Annotated in this window: 19 protein-coding genes; 13 read left to right on the forward strand and 6 right to left on the reverse strand. The window is 40.1% G+C overall.

What is annotated here, in order from left to right:
* Positions 1-85 precede the first annotated feature (85 nt).
* Positions 86-427 (forward strand): hypothetical protein, encoded by a 342-nt coding sequence (locus ACOQON_RS12030; RefSeq protein WP_420575664.1) that lies wholly within the window; start codon positions 86-88, stop codon positions 425-427.
* A 57-nt stretch (positions 428-484) separates the two neighbouring features.
* Here the strand turns inward: ACOQON_RS12030 and ACOQON_RS12035 are convergent, their stop codons facing one another.
* Together ACOQON_RS12035 and ACOQON_RS12040 are read right to left on the reverse strand one after the other, a co-directional pair.
* Positions 485-1,105 (reverse strand): LysE family translocator, encoded by a 621-nt coding sequence (locus tag ACOQON_RS12035; protein ID WP_420575665.1) that lies wholly within the window; start codon positions 1,103-1,105, stop codon positions 485-487.
* Positions 1,106-2,659 (reverse strand): GH3 family domain-containing protein, encoded by a 1,554-nt coding sequence (locus tag ACOQON_RS12040; RefSeq protein ID WP_420575666.1) that lies wholly within the window; start codon positions 2,657-2,659, stop codon positions 1,106-1,108.
* A 59-nt stretch (positions 2,660-2,718) separates the two neighbouring features.
* Between ACOQON_RS12040 and ACOQON_RS12045 the strand changes: the two genes are divergently transcribed.
* Positions 2,719-3,384 (forward strand): YggS family pyridoxal phosphate-dependent enzyme, encoded by a 666-nt coding sequence (locus tag ACOQON_RS12045; RefSeq protein ID WP_420575667.1) that lies wholly within the window; start codon positions 2,719-2,721, stop codon positions 3,382-3,384.
* A 41-nt stretch (positions 3,385-3,425) separates the two neighbouring features.
* Here the strand turns inward: ACOQON_RS12045 and ACOQON_RS12050 are convergent, their stop codons facing one another.
* Positions 3,426-3,827 carry a DUF1573 domain-containing protein gene (locus ACOQON_RS12050; RefSeq protein WP_420575668.1) on the reverse strand — a complete coding sequence of 134 codons (402 nt, stop codon included), beginning with the start codon at positions 3,825-3,827 and terminating at the stop codon, positions 3,426-3,428.
* Positions 3,828-3,882: 55 nt separating this feature from the next.
* Here ACOQON_RS12050 and ACOQON_RS12055 point away from each other — a divergent pair, with 55 nt between their 5' ends.
* The 4 genes from ACOQON_RS12055 to coaD all read left to right on the forward strand — a co-directional run bounded on the left by ACOQON_RS12055 (position 3,883) and on the right by coaD (position 6,449).
* The gene (locus ACOQON_RS12055; protein WP_420575669.1) at positions 3,883-4,374 is read left to right on the forward strand and encodes an NUDIX domain-containing protein; all 492 of its coding nucleotides are present in this window, start codon (positions 3,883-3,885) and stop codon (positions 4,372-4,374) included.
* 74 nt (positions 4,375-4,448) lie between these two features.
* Positions 4,449-5,042, forward strand: a complete 594-nt coding sequence (locus tag ACOQON_RS12060; RefSeq protein ID WP_420575670.1) for a hypothetical protein — start codon at positions 4,449-4,451, stop codon at positions 5,040-5,042.
* A 6-nt stretch (positions 5,043-5,048) separates the two neighbouring features.
* Positions 5,049-5,939, forward strand: a complete 891-nt coding sequence (locus tag ACOQON_RS12065) for a DUF3822 family protein (protein WP_420575671.1) — start codon at positions 5,049-5,051, stop codon at positions 5,937-5,939.
* A gap of 57 nt (positions 5,940-5,996) precedes the next feature.
* Positions 5,997-6,449 (forward strand): pantetheine-phosphate adenylyltransferase, encoded by a 453-nt coding sequence (coaD, locus tag ACOQON_RS12070; RefSeq protein WP_420575672.1) that lies wholly within the window; start codon positions 5,997-5,999, stop codon positions 6,447-6,449.
* 103 nt (positions 6,450-6,552) lie between these two features.
* On the opposite strand, the gene ACOQON_RS12075 is transcribed toward coaD, so the two are convergent.
* Entirely contained in the window at positions 6,553-7,227 is a 675-nt protein-coding gene (locus ACOQON_RS12075) for an NUDIX hydrolase (RefSeq protein WP_420575673.1), read from the reverse strand.
* A 103-nt stretch (positions 7,228-7,330) separates the two neighbouring features.
* Between ACOQON_RS12075 and pyrE the strand changes: the two genes are divergently transcribed.
* The 3 genes from pyrE to ACOQON_RS12090 are packed head-to-tail and all read left to right on the forward strand — an operon-like array spanning position 7,331 to position 11,833.
* Positions 7,331-7,972, forward strand: coding sequence for an orotate phosphoribosyltransferase (pyrE, locus tag ACOQON_RS12080; protein WP_420578689.1), 642 nt, complete (start codon positions 7,331-7,333; stop codon positions 7,970-7,972).
* A gap of 1 nt (position 7,973) precedes the next feature.
* Entirely contained in the window at positions 7,974-9,845 is a 1,872-nt protein-coding gene (locus tag ACOQON_RS12085; protein WP_420575674.1) for a transglutaminase domain-containing protein, read from the forward strand.
* A complete protein-coding gene (locus ACOQON_RS12090) occupies positions 9,842-11,833 on the forward strand; it encodes a DUF3857 domain-containing protein (protein ID WP_420575675.1) in 1,992 nt (663 codons plus the stop codon). Before ACOQON_RS12085 ends, ACOQON_RS12090 begins: the two co-directional genes overlap by 4 nt.
* Before the next feature lie 75 nt (positions 11,834-11,908).
* On the opposite strand, the gene ACOQON_RS12095 is transcribed toward ACOQON_RS12090, so the two are convergent.
* Positions 11,909-13,252, reverse strand: coding sequence for a S41 family peptidase (locus ACOQON_RS12095; protein ID WP_420575676.1), 1,344 nt, complete (start codon positions 13,250-13,252; stop codon positions 11,909-11,911).
* Positions 13,253-13,556: 304 nt separating this feature from the next.
* On the opposite strand from ACOQON_RS12095, the gene ACOQON_RS12100 reads away from it, so the two are divergent.
* The 4 genes from ACOQON_RS12100 (at position 13,557) to ACOQON_RS12115 (ending at position 15,832) form a co-directional block, all read left to right on the forward strand.
* Positions 13,557-14,642 carry a hypothetical protein gene (locus ACOQON_RS12100; RefSeq protein ID WP_420575677.1) on the forward strand — a complete coding sequence of 362 codons (1,086 nt, stop codon included), beginning with the start codon at positions 13,557-13,559 and terminating at the stop codon, positions 14,640-14,642.
* A gap of 117 nt (positions 14,643-14,759) precedes the next feature.
* Positions 14,760-15,308 (forward strand): transposase, encoded by a 549-nt coding sequence (locus ACOQON_RS12105; protein WP_420575678.1) that lies wholly within the window; start codon positions 14,760-14,762, stop codon positions 15,306-15,308.
* 42 nt (positions 15,309-15,350) lie between these two features.
* The gene (locus tag ACOQON_RS12110) at positions 15,351-15,617 is read left to right on the forward strand and encodes a hypothetical protein (protein ID WP_420575679.1); all 267 of its coding nucleotides are present in this window, start codon (positions 15,351-15,353) and stop codon (positions 15,615-15,617) included.
* Positions 15,614-15,832, forward strand: a complete 219-nt coding sequence (locus tag ACOQON_RS12115; RefSeq protein ID WP_420575680.1) for a type II toxin-antitoxin system RelE/ParE family toxin — start codon at positions 15,614-15,616, stop codon at positions 15,830-15,832. Before ACOQON_RS12110 ends, ACOQON_RS12115 begins: the two co-directional genes overlap by 4 nt.
* A 326-nt stretch (positions 15,833-16,158) precedes the next feature.
* Here ACOQON_RS12115 and ACOQON_RS12120 read toward each other — a convergent pair whose 3' ends face one another.
* Positions 16,159-16,812: a peptidoglycan DD-metalloendopeptidase family protein gene (locus ACOQON_RS12120; protein ID WP_420575681.1), complete on the reverse strand. Its 654-nt coding sequence runs from the start codon at positions 16,810-16,812 to the stop codon at positions 16,159-16,161.
* Positions 16,813-17,186: the final 374 nt, after the last annotated feature.

Raw genomic sequence — 17,186 nt, forward strand, 5'->3', positions numbered from 1 at the left:
TACATTTCATCTACTTGCCTAAAACCCTCATACTTAATGAGGGTTTTTCGCGTTGTTTGTGTTACAATAGAAAAGAAAGCAGGTTATGATAAAGTTTGTATCAATTCTCGTTTCGGTGGTCTCGTTCAACTTTGTTGTATCATACAGTACCACCAAGGCTGAAGACCAACCTCAGGAAGTAGGTATCGAATTCAGCGATTCTGCCATTGCAATTGAAAGCGGTCAACCCGTTTTTAATAAAGGAACCAAAATCTGGTTGTCTAATCCTCGAAAAGAAGAAATTAAAATCTTTTTGAACGAAGAAGAGAAAGAGATTAACTCCGAGAAAGTAGAGTTATCGGAAATAACAGAATTAGAGGAAGGGACTTATACATTGGTGCTAAATACTAATTCTGAAGAAAAAATATTCGGTTTTACGATTCAGTAAAACCAAGGTTAGTTAGGTTGTTAAAAGGTTAGCGCATTCCTCCGGGATGCGCTTTTTTTATGCATAATTCGTTATCAGGAAATAAACGATCTGCAGGGAAAAAAGAATAAGAATAACGGCTACTGTGCGATTCATATTTCTTACGAATTTGACAGTTATTAAGTGCTTCAGTCTGTGAGCGACAAAGGCTTTTCCCAAATCCATACTAAATATCATAATCAGCATGCCGGCAAAAAATTGAACTTGCTCATTAAAACCATACTCAAAATTGATTACGCTCACACTCACCCATGTAGCCCACGTCACGATTATAAAGGGATTCAGTCCATTGAGGAGGAGTCCCTTTGCAAACTGCTTGAGTCCGCTAGACTCACTCGTTAAATTATCTTCCGTATGAACTTTTGGTGTTTTAAACCATGAGTAAATACCGTAAGCACTTAACATCACTACACCAAAAATTCCGATCCAAAACTTGAAATTATCTGTTTCAAGTGCCTTGGCCATCCCAAATAGGACAATAAGCACATAAAACACATCACTAATAGAGATACCAACCGCCAGGAAGATCGCTTTCCTGAACCCTTGCTGAATACTGGTTTGGATGAGCGCAAAGAAGGCAGGCCCCAAAGCAAAGATGAATATGAGGCCAAAAATCAGTCCGTTAATTATAGGAGGCATTTAGCTGGTTGGGAGATTTTGTTCAGCGAGAAAATTTTTCCAAAGTTGTGCTTTTTCTTTCTTAAGTACACGGGGAAATTTATTTTGACTCCCCACTTTACCCTGCTCCTCCATCCATTTATAAAAAATATTTGAAGACAAAGTACTGACTCTCAATTCCTTGAGGGCAGAACTACGCTCTACCTTATAGTCATCGTTCAAAGCCATTAAATGATAATCTATCCGATCTCTTAAATGATTCTTATCTACCTCATCATCCGTTCCAATATACCAATGGTGTGCAAAGAGGCTATCTGCCCGTTCTCCCAACAACGTAAATTCCCGTATATCAATCTTCATCTCTTCTTCAACCAATTCAATTGCTTTATTCATATTATCCAAACTCAAATGCTCCCCGCACATACTCATAAATAACTTCGTTCTGCCAGTGATCACTATTTCGCTCTCTTCAATGGAGGTGAACTTAATCACATCCCCTATCATATACCTCCAGGCACCCGCATTCGTAGTGATCAATAAAGCGTACTCTTTATTCTCCTCCACTTCGTCAATTTTGAGTGTCTTTGCATCGGGTTTCATTTTTCCATCCTCGTCAAAATTTCTTTCTGTGAATGGGACAAACTCATAGAAAATACCATTGTTTAGTACCAGTCTCATCGATTTGCGGTTAGGGTAAGCCTGAAAAGCAATGAAACCTTCTGATGCCAGGTAAGTCTCCATATAAAACAGCGGATGTTTTAGCAACCGCTCAAACCCACGTTTATACGGCTCAAAAGACACGCCACCATGCACAAAAATTTGCAGGTTTGGCCAAATATCATGGATCGACTCAACCTGATATTTTTCTATGATTTTCTCCATCATGATCTGCAGCCAGGCAGGCACCCCCACGATGATTCCAATATCCCAATCCGGAGCTTTTTTTACAATCTCCTCAAGCTTATCGTTCCAATTTTTCGTTTTCGCTATTCTCTTCCCTGGCTTATAAAAGTGCTGAAACCAAAACGGGATCTGTGCCGCGGTAATTCCGGAAAGATCCCCTTCAAAATAATGACCACTTTTCTTCAGGTCTGTACTTCCTCCCAGCATTAAAATCCCTTTAGAAAAAAGGAAGGCGGGTAAATCATATTTACTCATGGTCAATATCTGACGCATGGAGGTTTTGCGTATGGATTTCACCATCTCACGAGTAATGGGAATATATTTTGAAGGTGCTCCTGAGGTTCCTGAACTCAATGCGAAATATTTGATCTTTCCAGGCCAACAAACGTCTCTCTGACCTTCTTTGGCCAGATGCCACCATTTATCGTAGATTTTATCATAATCGAAAATGGGAATATTTTCCTTAAAGGTCTCGTAAAACTGGTCCCTGTTTCCCTTGAATGATGTGAGTATCTGATCGAATTTATAGGCCTGACCAAACTTTGTCGACTGACAATGGATGAGTAAGTTTCTGAGTTCCTGCTTCTGTAAATCAAGTGGGGAAGTATACAACTGCTCCAAACTTTCCCGAACCATGATCCCCTTCTTGAGTAATGTCCCTAAAATTGCCATTCAATTGATTGAAACTTATTCTTGAGTTTTCAAATTTAAGGGATGTAAAAGAGATAAAAATGACCGAAATATCAAGCCATCTAAGAGATTTAAAAGAAAGTCTGCCCGATAACTGCACGCTGGTGGCCGTAAGCAAGACCAAGCCCGCATCAGATGTATTGGAGGCTTATGAGGCCGGACAAAGGGATTTTGGAGAGAATAAAGTACAGGAGCTAACCCAAAAGGCAGAAGAACTACCTAAAGATATTCGCTGGCACATGATCGGTCACCTTCAAAGGAATAAGGTGAAATACATAGCTGATTTTGTCCATCTCATTCATGGGGTAGACTCGCTCAAACTTCTTAAAGAGATCAATAAACAAGGGAGAAAAGCAGGTCGAATCATCGATTGCCTTTTACAGATGCATATCGCTGAAGAAGATACCAAGTTTGGCCTGGATAGTGAGGAGCTGAATGAAATTCTTAATGGAGAACAGCTGAAAGAAATGGAGAATGTAAGGATTTTAGGACTGATGGGAATGGCAACCTTTACAGAAGACCTGGATCAGGTTAGACGTGAATTCAAAAGCCTGAAATCTCTTTATGATGAAATAAAAAATTCTGACCACATTAATGTTCAAATGAATACCCTATCCATGGGAATGAGCGGAGATTACGAAATCGCTCTGGAAGAAGGTAGTAATATGGTCAGAATCGGTAGCGCAATCTTTGGATCGCGCTCATAAAAGTCAAGCTGAATTTATTTCAGCATCTAACTTGATATAAATTACTTATTATCCGGAGGCATCACATTCGTGACAATTTTCACACGCTCAGGATTGTTTACCGCATTTGACATCACCGTGATCACTTTATTTTGCATGCCCATTTTTCCTGCACTATTAAAGACCACTTTGATTTTAGCAGTTTTACCAGGAGCTACTGGTTCTCTTGGCCACTCAGGAGCTGTACAACCGCATGTGGTGCGCACATCAGAAAGGATCAATGGTTCATTGCCAATGTTTTCAAATTCAAAGACATGCTCCACTTTCTCTCCTTGTGTGATCTCTCCAAAATCAAATGACTTTTCTGCAAATGAAATCTTCGGGCCAGTCATTGGCTCCTCTTCTTCCTGTGCTGTCGCAAAAAATGCAAATCCTACCAACAGCAATGACGCTAGATATTTCATAGTATTTTAGTTAAAATGTAATTCTTTATTCAAAGTTAATGAACATCTGTTTCAAATGTTAAACCAAAATCAAGCCGAAAATCCATTTGAAGGAAAAGTGAGGGTACGTGTATGTGGGTTATTGATTGAAAATGATCAAATCCTCTTACTCAAACATGACAACATTGGTCCGGGCGGTCACCTATGGTCGCCTCCCGGAGGTGGGGTTGAATTTGGAGAGAGTATTGAAAAGACACTGAAAAAAGAGTTTGAAGAAGAGACCAATCTGAGCATTGAAGTTGGAGATTATCTTTTCACCAATGAATTTATTAGCAACAAGTATCACGCAATTGAGTTATTTTTTCAGGTGGTTCGGGTTTCAGGCGAATTAGCCTTGGGTAATGACCCTGAATTAAGTCTCGAACAGCAGATTTTATCAGAAGCACGGTTTTTTTCACCAAACGAGCTGGAAAAGCTACCAGGCAACACCATTCATAATGCGTTTGATGCCGCTAATGCAAGAGATAAAATCGCAGAACTTAGGGGTTTGATTACTTTTAAGCATTAATAGTATTCCGGTGCTTCAAGAATCACCATTAAATATTTATAATTGCAAAAACCTAGCGAAAAAGAAATTTAGCAATGAGTAAAACGAAAATTGTTTCTGTGGTCATGCTCGTGGTATGGGTGTCATTGGCCGTATTCTTAGTATACAGTATCAAATCATCCATCGATGAAGCCAAGCGAATAGAAAGAGCGGAGGCTAGAATCATTGAGCAACTAAAGATGATCCGTGAAGCAGAGATTGCCTACATGCAGGTAAATGGACAATATACCAGCGATTGGGACAAACTCTTGTCTTTCATAGATACAGGAAGTTTCTATCTGACAGAAAAGACTGAAACGATTATCCCTCAACCTTACGGTAAGGATAGCATCTATGTGGAAATAGACACACTTGGAACCAAGCCTGTAATGGATTCATTGTTCAATAACAATAGATGGCCTAAATTCGACTTGGCTACACTACCTTATGTACCAGGTAGTCAGCCACCAGTGAAGTTTGATATTTGGGCAGACAAAATTTTGAAAGCCGGGCTCTACGTAAATGCCATCGAGGTGAAGAACCCACGGCCTGTAGATCCTAGCAGAGACGAAGAAAGTGAATACAATACCAGGAAGCCGCTACGATTTGGCTCACGCACCAGTGTGACCACAGCGGGTAACTGGGAGTAAAATATTTTGATCGCACAAGAAACATCGACATACAAGCTGATAAAGCGAGTAAAGGATACCAAGTTTACAATTGATGAACTTGACCATTACTCGCTTATCATGCAGGTCGGGATTTACGACCTGCAGTTTGCCGTTGTTGACTCTCAGGATAATGTAGTGATGGGGTTGGAGGATTACCGCCTCCAGGGAATACGAACGGTGAATGGCCGTCTCCGTCTAATCAAAGAAATATTAGACAATCACGAGTACCTTACTGCCGGCTTTTGGAAGGATGTGAAGCTTTGTCTCAAGTCGCACAAGTTTTCCCTTGTCCCTGCAAATATGTTTGTGCAGGAATCAGCCGCCGACTACCTGGCACTAAACAGCGAAATCAAAACCGCTTTCGAAGAGGTTAATTACTATAAGCAAATAGCTGTAGATACGGTGAATGTATTTGCCGCGGAAACGAAGCTGGCCCGATGGATTGAGTCCATCTACAAGCGAAAGAAAGTACACGTCATTCACCAGGGTAGTGCCTTAATCGAAGGAGTATTCAAGCATGCGGATCATATTGATGAGAAAAGTATGTATGCATACGTAGATCGGGGCATACTCCATTTGATCGTAACCGAAGGTAAAAAACTGCTCTACTACAACCAGTTTGCTGCACGCAAAAAAGAGGATTACCTCAAGTACATCATGCTGGTATTCAATGAGCTTGGAATGAGTGGAAAAGAAAGCCATGTCTTCATCTGGGGCTTCATCAAACCCAGCTCCGAAGAGATGTCACTACTGAAACGATACATTCGAAATATCTCATTCGGCTCCAAGCCTTCCTTCCTTAAATTCAGCTACCTCTATGATGAAGTGGAGGATCACCAGTACTTTGACGTGCTGAGTGGGTATCTTTGTGTCTGATGCACCGGCTAAGCCAATGATTGTAGTTGCACCAAATCGCTCACAGACATTAAGCACATGAAGACAGCTATCTTTCCGGGATCGTTCGATCCATTCACTAAAGGACATTTTGATATTGTGATGAGAAGCCTGGACCTGTTCGATCGGGTGATCATTGCGATCGGTCACAACACGCAAAAGAACAAGCGCTACTTTGAGCTGGAATGGATGGTGGATAAAATCAATGAGGCTTTTGCTAATGAGAGCCGGGTGGAAGTTGAGGTTTACGATGAACTCACTGCCTCATTAGCTAAAAAATTTGATGCTAAATTCATGGTGCGTGGATTGAGAAATACTACTGATTTCGAGTACGAAAACAGCATTTCTCAAATCAACCGCTACCTAAATGATGAGCTGGAAACAATCTTTTTAATTACCTCACCGGAGCTTGCTCCTATCAGTTCAAGTATTATCAGGGAAGTGCATCGATATGGTGGAGACGTTAATCCGTTTTTGCCGTACGAGGTATGAGTTCGTCCCACATCCAATAAAGCTATTCCCGAAGGGAGTCCTTGAATAGATAAAGCATGATTCTGATAGATTCCCTTCAGGGAATGACTTTCTCAGGATAAACTTAAGCCTCCTTCATCATCTTGGTGTACTCCTGCATGACGTACCTTATTGAACGATATGAGCCGTGCAATGCCTTTCTGACTTCCTCCAGCGTCATCCACTCCACCTGTTTGATCCCTTCTCCTTTTTGTGGTGCCATTTTACTGTCGTCGACGCAGTGCATCGCAAACCAGTGTGTTTTCTTTAATACGTATTTTTTCCTGGTTACGTACGTATGCCACACTGCATCAATTTCCTTATCTATTTTCGCTTTTACACCTGTTTCTTCCTCCACTTCTCTAATGGCACATTCTTCCAGCGTCTCGCCTTTATCCAGTTTTCCTTTCGGGATATCCCAGACTTTGCGACGATGAATCATCAGTAGCTTTCCTTGTTTTTCAACGATTCCTCCGGCAGCCTCTATTACCTTGAACTTACTTTTCAGATAATTAATCAGTTCACGTTTGTTTCTTGAGGAAATAAAAATGGAATGGACCTTCTTAAGCTTTTTATCCGTCATGAGTTTTAGCAACCCATCTACCTGATCAAATGAAGCATTCATGATCAGTACATCATCTACCAGCACCTCCGGCACAATATCCTCGAACTCCCGGACAACCAGCCCGTAGACCCGTTTCATATTGATTTTCTTCTCAGAAAGAATATAGACCGGGATGTCATTGATAAAAATCTTCATATGAAAATTTGAAACAGCAATTAAATGATAAAATAAAAACCAAACAAGCAGATTAGATTATGGATCGGTAATTCTACCGCTTTATTTTTGTAGCCCCATGAGCATTAAAATCTACAACCCTAAACTGGCTGCCGAAGTAGCCGCCGACCTGTTGAAAATTGGAGCGATCAAACTCAGCCCTGAAAAGCCTTTTACATGGGCTTCCGGATGGAAATCTCCGATCTACTGCGACAATCGTCTGAGCCTCTCCTACCCGGATGTGCGTTCCAAAATAAAAACGGCACTTTCACTCGCTATTTCCAATTCTTTTGATGGGATTGATGTGATTGCCGGAGTGGCCACAGCAGGTATTCCACAGGGTGCACTAGTAGCTGAGGAGCTAGGACTTCCATTCATCTACGTTCGTTCTAAGTCCAAAGGGCACGGACTCGAGAATATGATAGAAGGAAAGATTGAAGAAGGTCAAAAAGTATTGCTGGTCGAAGACCTGGTATCAACCGGAGGTAGCTCACTGGCAGCAGCTGAGGCACTTCAAGAAGCAGGTGCCGAAGTGGTAGGTATGGTCGCCATCTTCACGTATGGTTTCCAGGTAGCTGAGGAAAATTTTAAGGAAAAAGGTGTAAATCTGATTGTACTCAGTGATTACCATCATTTACTGGATCATGCTCAGGACGAACGCATGTTTGAAAACGAGGTACTCAAAACTCTGAAAGAGTGGCGCGAAGACCCTGGGAATTGGGGGTGATATGATAGATTTTATAACTGATTTGATTTCAGTGATAACAAGACTTAGCTATATCGTACTACTATTACTCATTGTAGGTCCATTCCAAAAAGCACATGCTCAGGTGCTTAAGAATGAGACGAGAATAACAATCGATAACGAGGGAGTCAAAACGACTCAAAGGAAGGTTAGGATTAGGATCAATAATAAGGAGAGTAATTGGTTATCCCATATCGAGGTGAGACATGACCCGAAACAAACATTCTCATTTAATTATGCCCAGATTATTGACTCAAACGGAAAGGTTGTAAGAAAACTAAAGAAAAAAGAACTCATCACAAGAAATGACTTTCCCTATCAAGCCTTCCATCAGGATGATTTAATTACCGAATTCGACTTATATTGGAACTCCTATCCTTATCAAATCGAATACTCCTACGAAGTAACCGAGGAAGAATTCTTATACGTAACCTGGTGGACACCAATTATTTATTACAGTGTGCCTGTTACTAATGCAGCACTGGAAGTGATTATCCCAAAGGGATATAATATTCAGGTTTACAAATCCGGAGATGTGTTATTTGAGGAGACACAGATAGACCAAACAAGAAAGCTTTCGTGGCAAGCATCTGCTTCAAAACAACCGGAAAATGAAATCTTTATGCCACCATCCAACTCACTGATTCCTCGAGTGGTTATTGTGCCAAACAATTTCACATATGGAGTAGGTGGCAATACGGATTCATGGTCCGCATTTGGCACGTGGCTTAGTGAACTCAATAGAGGAACGGACAACCTACCCTACAGTGAAAAAGAAATTGTTCAAGAAATGATAGATGGAATTCATAATGAAAAAGAGATTATCAGGGTGTTGTATCATTACCTTCAGGATCATACACGATATATAAACGTCGCTATTGATGTCGGGGGGCTTAAAAGCTATTCAGCAAGCTATGTTTGTACAAATAAATATGGCGATTGCAAGGCATTAACCACCTACATGAAAGGATTGCTTAAAGTAGCAGGAATTGAATCTCATTATACCATTATTGACGCAAATAAGAATATTGAGAACATTGAAACCTCCATTCCAAGCCAACAATTTAATCATGTAATTCTGACTGTCCCTTTGCAAAAGGACACTGTATGGCTGGAAAACACCTCTAATTCTCTTCCATTCAACTATTTGGGTACATTCACTCAAAATAGATATGCGCTAGCCGTTGACTCAAGTAACAGTAAACTAATCAAAACCCCCAGGCTTAAACCGGAAGATGTTCTGATTGAGAGGATTTATTCTTTCTCTTCGGACGCTGAGAATAACTGGAAGTCAGACATTAAAATCCGTCTTCGAGGGGAAAGTTTTGAGGATTTTCGTTACTATAACGTAAATGGGAGCAATAAAGAGCTCAATGGATTAATAAAACGTGTTGTTGATTTGGGTGACTTCAAAATGAAAGACTGGGAGTCCAACCATCACAGAGATAGCAGTAATGTCACAATCACCACATCCGGTGAGATTGGAGACCCAACCCGCAACATTGGTCATATGAATGTGATTACTCCACTCATGATTCGTTTGCCGGATTTTGAAGAGCCTAAAAAACGAGATTTTGATGTCAAAATCAATTATCCCATCTACCTAATTGATAGCGTTAAATATGAGCTAAAAAACCTAAATGAGAAAAAAATACAATTGCCTGAAGGGCAATCAATAGATTCAGAATATGGCGAATACAGCAGCCACTTTGAAATAAAAAACAAATATATTCTAATAACAGAACGGTTTTTGCTAAAAGCAAACCATATTCCTGTTAAAGACTATGAGAAGTTCTACTCATTTATCCAGTCAATCATAGAGTATAAGAAAACATGCGCAATCATAATAAAATGAAAAAACTAATAACCATACTCTGCACAACTATTGTATTTCAATCTTTCGCCCAAACCGTAGACATTGAGTTTGGAAAACTCACGGAAGAAGAATTGAAAATGCAACATTATGAAAAAGATGAAGAGGCCAAAGCAGTTGTTCTTTATGACAAAGGAAAGTCGATATTCTACAAAGTAGAAAATGGATATAACATTCGATTTACAAGGCATAAAAGAATAAAAATCTTTGATAAAAATGAGTCCCAGCATGCTGAGGTTTCAATACCCTTTTACGTTGACGGATATGGAAAAACGGAGGAAGTTAAATCTATTCGTGCCTCAACATATAATTATGAAGATGGGAAGCTGACTCAAAGTCCGCTCAATCCCTCAAATGTTTATGAGGAACAAATTAATGAAAGGTGGCGGGTAAAAAAGTTTACTTTTCCCGACCTGCAGGATGGCTCAATTCTTGAGTTTCAATACATACTGGAAACACCCTTTCACTTTAACCTTCCTGATTGGATCTTTCAGGATAGAATACCAACAATATATAGTGAATATGAGGTTAGTATGATTCCATTCTATGAGTATGCATTCCTGGTTCAGGGCGTATCAAAATTTGATTATAAGAACTCTGTCGTTTCAAAAGATAAGAGAACCTGGGGTGAAGTAAGCATGGTGTATGGAAGAAACATGGGTAGTGGGGTTGAATTTCAAGATTATACACACACCTATGTATTGAAAGACATCCCGGCGTTTAGAGATGAAGCCTACATTTCCTCTATCGAGGATTATATCATTAAAATGGACTTTCAACTCGCCAAGTTTCTTAAACCAACAGGTGGCACATCCAATATTATTTCCACCTGGCCCGAGCTAAATGATGATCTTTTGAAACATGAAGATTTCGGGAGATATCTGAAAAAAAGTGGACGTGCCGCTCGAAACATAATCGATGGAGAAATTGATCTAACGGGTTTGGAGTCCTCAGCAAAAGCTGAAAAAATAATTACTTACGTCAAGGAAAAATTTGAATGGAATGGAAATTATTCAAAATATGCTTCCCAATCCCCTGATGATCTAATCGATAAAAAGATAGGTAATTCAGCAGACATCAATCTATTTCTTATCGCCCTTTTGACTGAAGCTGAAGTAGACGCTCAGCCAGTTATCCTGAGTACCAGAAATCATGGAATAATTCCTGTAGAGTATCCATTTATGCATTTCACAAATTATGTAATTGCAATGGTGAATACTGAATCGGCATTTCTTACTGACGCTACTGAGGATTATCTTCCATTTAACAGAATCCCACCACGATGTTTAAATGAAAAAGGACTGATCGTAAATGAATCCGATAACCCTCAATGGATAAGTCTTAAAAACAACATTCCTTCACTTGAGAAAAAAATCATAAACCTGACTCTTGATACGACTTCCCTTAATGTTAACACGATGGTTTCGATTCAAAGCACTTCCTATGAATCATACACGAAAAGGGTAGCATTTAAAGATGATACGACAAAAATCAAGGAATACTATGAAGACAAAATTGGTAATATAAATAAGGCGTTGACTTATGGGTTTGATAAGCTTGAACGTCCTTACGCACTCCACTTCAAAGGAGAATTTGAGACAGACAAGATAGGCGATGCGGTTGTCATCTATCCCTTTCTCAAATTACCAATATCCAAAAACAAGCTAACTCAGAAGGAAAGAAGCTACCCGATCGATTTTACCAACGCATGGGAAGATGAATTCGAGTCAAAACTAACGATACCTGAAGGATACTCGATTACCTCTCTACCTGAGGGTTACCAGCTTGATAATGAGCTTGCAGAAATAAACCTCAACTGTAAATATGAAAATGGAATAGTTGTTTCGAACGGTGTTTACAAGTTCAAGAAAGCAACCTATAGTCCGAGCGAATATGCGAGGATTAAATATTACTTTGACGAAATAGTAAAGTATTTTAATCAACCAATCGTAATTGAAACCAGTGAATAATACCTTCCTGAAAGCATTAGACTGACTTTAACACAAAGCATCCGGATATGTTGTATCAATACAAATATCCAGGTGCTACTCTTCAATCAACTTCTTCGCATTTTCCAACACCACATCGACCCCCTCACTGTATGCTTCCCAGGTGGGGATAACCGGAAAATCTGGGATCACACCTCTTCCTTTATAGTCATGACCGATATTGGCTGTGGTGTACTTCCACATTGGGATATTGACAATGATCCCTGAATGAGGTAACGTGATGGTGCGTGTATGCCCGCTGGTGTTACCATCGTATCCTCCACCGGTCTCCTCTCCCAGGAAAGTAGCCCATCCGTGATGGTGAAGCACCGTGGCTACATCGGCACACGTGGAAAAGCTGAAACCATCTATCAGCACATAGACGTCTCCTGTAAAGCGATTTTCTTTGGGCTGCCAGATATCAAGTCCATTATGCGTGGTTACACGATATTGATCTCCAACCCGCTTGGATCTGCCGGGGTACTTGCGAGTCACTTCTATCCGATCAAAATAACCAAATGACTCACGGGCAAGATAGGAGACCAACAATGCTCCGTAATCGTCCTTTCCTCCTCCATTCCCTCTAAGATCTAAAATCAGATTTTTTGTTCCCTTTTTCATAAACTCCTTGAAGCTGTCTTCCAGAAATTGTTCATAGTCATAACCATTGTCACGAAGTGCTTGATAACTGAACGTTCGGATGCGCATATAGGCATAGTCTTCTGTATGCTCGAGAGACAGGAAATCTCCCGAGAAAGAAGCTCGAATACTATTAACCTCCTCCTGAAATACACCGGACACACGCACTTTTTCGATGTTTCCACCCGCATCTTTTAACTCAAGGCAATAATTAGTAGCCGTGCTGTCGATGTACAACTGATAATAAGCTTCAAATAATAACTCTGTAATGCGCGCCTTACCTGTCTCAATTTTTCCATCCGCCGGCAGGTGTTTAAAGATTTGTCGCTTGATTTCATCCATCGTTTGATCGTTGATGGAAGTGATTTCCCATCCCGGCTTTATCTCATCATCCAACGATTGCCTGACATACACCCGATCCCCAAGGAACTTTACACTTATGGGCATAAATCGCTGCTTTCGTTCAAATCGATTCCGCATGTTGTCAGACATTCGGGCTCTGGTGTGCCCACAGCCAACTTTACTAAGCAGGTAATTCACCCGGCGATAAATGCCCATGTCATTCAATCCAGTACTTTGCTTTGCTTCCTCAAACAAAGCTTCCATATTTTCTTTAGAGGTATAGCGATAACGCCCTGGATGATACGTCTCTATCTGCTCCCGGAGATATTCAATATCCGCTTGTACCTCAGCAGGACTGTATTGTGTTTTTGCATGTGAGCAAGCTATAAACAGAATCAGCAGGGATAGTATTTTGTGCATGCCTTTCTAACGGACAGATCAAAGCGGTAGGATTTGAAAACTAGAAGACTGGAAAATAGGCATTACGAATGGATGCCAAAGCCCGATAATCCCAAAAATTCCAGTACTTATTTCAAGTCATAACTTATAACCGTATTATTAAACGCTTATAAACGTTTATTAATACGGTTATTCTAAGTGAGCAGACAATGTAATGATATATACAAAAACAAGCCTGATTTCACTTATGAAGCATTCAGCTATATTTGAAAGGTAGATAACGCGCACAGTACGCGTTACATTAATGTTGTACTCCATACCTTCCATGGACATAGAAAAATCAAAGGAAATAAAGGCGAGAGCCGAACTGGACAGCCAGTTAACAAGTCAACTAAACAAGCTGCTTCCAACTGTCCTTTCTAAAACAGGGTTTTCCAGTATACATTCCTTAAACGCAAAAATTGGAGGAAAGCATCGTCATTATTTAGATATTCGTAACGCTGTAGTTTATTCGCCTGACCACTTTGCTTCCCTTTGGCTTGATGGTTTTAAAACCATCGTTGATGAACATAAGGCAAATTCTCAGTTTACTAGAAGTGAATACCTAACATACCAACTTCTAAAAGCTCATAAGGAATTTCAAGAGTACTTATTTCTTTTCTTGAAAAGAACCTACATAAGATATGCCGATTCTCTTTCCAAAAAGAAACCTCCAATTGAGGATTCAGAAGTATGGATTGGTCAAAATAACGCCAACTACGGTCTTCTGATAACACCAAGATTTGTGAATGGTTCTTGGGAAAACGATGCTAGCGAAATACGGCATTTTGAACCGAAATACTGGTCAATTGGTCATGTAATAAAAACGGGGCTTTGCGTACCCAATAGTCCTAATAAAATAGTATTCAATGATATTGAACAATACTTGACTTTCTTTCTTAACGTAATTGTAAGAAACTCTGGATCTACTTATGAATATCAAATTGCTCAGAAATATTGCGATTATGTCAGGTCAAGCGATAATCCAGAAAACCTTGCTTTGATAATTCCAGAATTCAGATATGAAGGAATTGATGTCCAACATAAATATCGGCTCGACTTTTCAATTATCGAATCGTCAGAATTAAATAAAATTGGATTCGAACTTTCTCCCTGGTCAACGCATGGTTACATTTCAAAAACCAAACAAATGACCCAAAAGGAAATTAACGATGCGGCTCAAGACAATTTCAATAAAGAAATGAAGAAGCATAAGGATTTCTTTAAGAAACACGGGATTTTCACTTTGATATACACGGATAACGACTTGAAAAATCTAGATGGAATTTTCGATGATATGAAAAGATACATCGAGCCAAAAACAGTCGGAAAACAGATGAAATTTCATATTTTTAATGAATTCTTTGACTGATAAAACGGAGTACAACAGTCGCTAAAGTTGCATATGCCAACATGCCCCCACTCGTCCTCGTTTGCAACGAGGATGACTAAACTGTAGCATTTTTAATGCATACATTATAATTGCAACATGTCCGGGGACCGTTACATTATATCCGATCAAAATGCAATTCATTTTCTGACTTTCACAATAGTGGGATGGATAGATGTATTCTCACGAAAAGAGTACAAACTTGAAATTGTCAATTCGCTGAACTACTGCATTAAAGAAAAAGGTCTAACGGTATATGCCTGGTGTATTATGAGCAATCATGTCCACCTGATAACGAAGGCCAAAAACGATTACAGACTTTCAGACATCATTAGAGATTTCAAAAAGTTTACTGCTAAAAAGATTATTAAAATGATCGAGACTGAACCGGAAAGTCGCAAAGAATGGATGCTCAATCAATTTAAATATGCTGGTCGGAATCTAAACAGGATTAAGAAGTACAAATTCTGGAAAGACGACAATCATGCGATTGAATTGGAAAGTCATATGATAGACGGTAGACTCAACTATATCCATCAGAATCCAATAAACGCTATGATTGTAGAGGAGCCGGAGCATTATTTATTCAGCTCTGCAAGAGATTACGCTGGTATTAAAGGAATGGTTAAAGTTGAATTAATAAGTTGAAAACTTAGTTCTTTAAGAATCCTCGTTGCAAACGAGGACTAGATGAAGTTAGGATCTATATCTTCAGAGCGTAAAATTCGTTATCTTTATATCATGACGATTGAACAGAAAAAAATATCACTCATTAACTGGATTACCAACTTGGATGACGAGACTGTGATTAATCAGATTGAAGGTTTCCGAAAAACTTCGATAAGCGAACTCCCTAAAGAAATCGTCGAACTACTGAACATTGCAGCCTCTGAACCAATTGAAGATTGTGTTGAGCACACTTCAGCTCAAGAAATTCTAAATATGAAGGAAAAATGAAGCAAGTAATCTGGGCTCCAACTGCAAGGAGATCCCTCAGACGAACTTCTGACTTCATATCTGAACTTTGGAACGAACAGGTGAAAACTGAGTTCCTAAACCAACTAAATTTTCGTGTAGAACAAATTAGGAGAAACCCGGAACTTGCACCGTCTTTTCAAGATAGCGAGGTTCGTAAATTGGAATTCACAAATCCGTATCGCTATACTATTTGAACGACCCTGAACACATTAGATTGCTATTGATATGGGACAACCGACAAAATCCGGCTGATCTCTATAAGCAATTAACAGATGCTAACAAGCGGTAAAAATGCATGTGGCTACTGCTTATCTGCCATTATCAGTGCAACTGAACCGCGATTTCTGGCTTTTGGAAAGTTCAGTGCTTTCTACTCTTCTTGTCTCATATAGGAAAAATGCGTGTGGAACGTGCTGTATCTGAACCGTTTTGAGTTGATGCCAGAATCGCTATTTTATCTGAGTTTAAAAAGCTCGGGCCACACAGCATTTTACCTGAGCGCACATCTGTCATAATACAACTATCCCAAAATCACACTCGGATCGGGGCAATTTGCTAAATACCTTTCTTTCTCACTCGCCTTACATACTCCGGGATAGTCCCCTACATGCCCCTCCATATCCCACATCAATTGAAAATGAAGATGCGGAGGCCAGTGGAAATTTTCAGCATAATCCCCTATCCACGCAAACTGTTCGCCCTGCCTGATCGTTTGTCCCACTTCTTTGCCTTCCAATGACTTCCTCGATAGGTGTCCGTACAGACTAAATAGTGTCCGTGCCCTCAGCTGATGTTCCAGAATGATCACGGGTCCATAGTCACCATGGAACGCACGATCATCAAACGAATGAATGGTAGCATCTAGAGGTACGTAGACCGGGGTGCCGGCATGGGTCCACAAGTCTATTCCTAAATGAATGGTGCGGTGTTCGCCTTCTGTGAAGAGTTCACTTCTGCTGTAGAAACTTCTTACTTCCTTATAGCCCCCTAACCCGATGTAACCGTCCGGCAGCTGGTCAAATATGAAACGGTTAAACTCTTCCTCGTTATTCAGATCAACATTCATCAACACCTCATTATCCTTGCTGAGGTCAAGCTCAATGACCTTGGATCTGTCATACTGAATGACTTGTGAAGGGTTTATTTGATGCTGATCCAGTAATTCTTCTAACATCTCTATCACCTATTGTTATCGTCGCAAACTACATATCTGAGTGCAGAAGGAAAAATAGAAGGTAATAATCGATCGACCCCCACCTACCGAGGTACCACCCCCCACCTATATAGGTACCCCCTCCCACCTGTATAGGTACCCCTCCCCACTTCAAACATGCAACGTCGAACCTCATAGATTCAAGCGACCATCTTTTTTACTCAACGGATCACCTCTGAGATGCAACCGAGAGCCAAAAAGCATCAAGAGGGCACCTCAAAGATGCGAGCGAGAACCTCAGAGAGTCAAACGAGCATGTTTTAGAGTCAAGCAAGCACCTTTTAGAGTCAAACGATCATCTTTTAGAGTAAACCGTGAATGAAAAAGATTCAAAT

The sequence above is a fragment of the Ekhidna sp. genome (assembly GCF_965221965.1).
Classification (GTDB): domain Bacteria; phylum Bacteroidota; class Bacteroidia; order Cytophagales; family Cyclobacteriaceae; genus Ekhidna.